At 68.9% G+C, this 1,914-nt stretch carries 2 protein-coding genes and 1 pseudogene; 2 read left to right on the top strand and 1 reads right to left on the bottom strand.

Annotated elements, in window-relative coordinates; translation table 11 throughout:
- Positions 1-714, bottom strand: a 714-nt coding sequence (locus ASC99_RS31255; RefSeq protein ID WP_235583185.1) for a TrkA family potassium uptake protein, incomplete at its 3' end; no start/stop codon positions are given.
- A gap of 204 nt (positions 715-918) precedes the next feature.
- Between ASC99_RS31255 and ASC99_RS31260 the strand changes: the two genes are divergently transcribed.
- Positions 919-1,527: a LysE family translocator gene (locus tag ASC99_RS31260; protein WP_057238411.1), complete on the top strand. Its 609-nt coding sequence runs from the start codon at positions 919-921 to the stop codon at positions 1,525-1,527.
- Between the two features lie 39 nt (positions 1,528-1,566).
- Positions 1,567-1,914: pseudogene (locus ASC99_RS31265) on the top strand (NAD(P)-binding protein); the annotation flags it as partial.

A 1,914-nucleotide genomic window follows, 5' to 3' on the forward strand; every position in this document is an offset into this window, starting at 1 on the left:
TGACGCGCAGTCAACGTGACGCGCAGTCAACGTCACCAACACCGACGTGTCATCCCGCTCCGGAGCAACCACCACCCGGCTGGCCGTAGGCAGTTCAGCCCGCAACAACGTCTCAGTCCGGGTCGCGTCACCCTGTACGCCGACCAGCCCGTCCATCGCGGCCTGTTCGATCACCTTGGCCTGTGGGTCGACGATGACGATCTCACTCCGCTCCACCCCCTGACCGAGCAGCGTGGCCACCGCGTGGCGACCCTTCGTGCCGTACCCGATGACCACGACGTGCTCCCGCACGGTGTCCCTCCAGCGGCCGATCCGCCACTGCTGGCGGGTCCGTTCGGTCAGCACCTCCAGGGTGGTGCCGACCAGGATGATCAGGAAGACCACCCGCAGCGGCGTGATCACCAGGATGTTGGTGAGCCGGGCCCCGTCGCTGACCGGGGTGACGTCGCCGTACCCGGTAGTGGAGAGCGTGACGGTGGCGTAGTACGCGGCGTCCAGCAGATCCACCGTGCCGTCGGAGTTGTCGTTGTAGCCGCTGCGGTCCAGCCAGACGATCAGCGTGGTGGCGAGCAGCACCGCCACCGCCAGCACCAGCCTTTTGCCGACCTGACGCATCGGTGGCTCCGGCGGTCGGGTCGGCAGGGTGATCCGGCTGCCGGACTCGTCCGAGTCCGGGCGTCGACCCCGGCGGTACCTCGACCGCCCGGGCCGCAGGGAGCTGCGGCCGGGCCCGAAAGGCTGATCGTTCTTCGTCACGTGCACCAGGATGACGGCAGCATCCGTACGGGGGCTGCTCCGACCTGGCGCGTCGCGACATCCGCGCTGCGGACCCGGGCCGAAATCCGGGCCCGGTATCGTCTGGCGCACGCCAAGTGGGCTCGGACAGTGCCCACTTCGGGAATCTCTGGGGGGAACATCTTGAGCATCGGCTTTCTGCTGACATCCCTTGCCATCGTCGCCACACCCGGCACCGGTGCCCTGTACACCGTGGCGGCCGGGCTGTCGCGCGGCACCCGGGCCAGTGTGGTCGCCGCCGTCGGGTGCACGCTCGGCATCGTGCCCCACATGGTGGCCGCCATCACCGGTCTGGCTGCGCTGCTGAACACCAGCGCGACGGCCTTCCAGACGATCAAGTACGCCGGTGTCGCCTACCTGCTCTACATGGCCTGGGGCACGCTGCGGGACAAGGGCGCCCTGGCCGTCGAGGAGGACGCCCCCGTGCTGCCGGCCCTCAAGGTGATCACCACCGGCGTCGCGATCAACCTGCTCAACCCGAAGCTCACCATCTTCTTCTTCGCGTTCCTGCCGCAGTTCGTGGACTCCGGCCGCCCGGACTCCTGGCTGCGGATGACGGAGCTGAGCCTGGTGTTCATGGCCATGACCTTCGTCGTCTTCGTGGCCTACGGCCGCTTCGCCGCCGCCTTCCGGGACCGGGTCGCAGCCCGCCCGTCGGTGGTGACCGGGATGCGCCGCACCTTCGCCGGGGCCTTCGCCGCGCTGGCGGGCGTGCTGGCCTTCGAGATCTGACCCGGCCGGTATCGTCGCCAGCACGCCCATTCGTCAACCCGCTGGAGGCCCACCGTGCGGGAGCACACCGTCGTCATCGGGTACGGAACCAAGGGCCGCCATGCGGTGGCCACACTGCTCGGCCAGGGGGTGGAGCGGAGCGAGATCGTCATCGTCGACCCGCTCCGCAAGGTGATCGACCAGGCCACCCGGGACGGACTGACGGGTGTGATCGGTGACGCGACTCGGACGGAGACGTTGTTGCGGGCTGAACTGCCTACGGCCAGCCGGGTGGTGGTTGCTCCGGAGCGGGATGACACGTCGGTGTTGGTGACGTTGACTGCGCGTCAGTTGAACAAGCATGCGACGGTGGTGGCGGCGGTGCGGGAGGACGAGAACGCGCCGTTG

Origin of the sequence: Kitasatospora sp. Root107 (assembly GCF_001424875.1) — a bacterium.
GTDB lineage: Bacteria > Actinomycetota > Actinomycetes > Streptomycetales > Streptomycetaceae > Kitasatospora.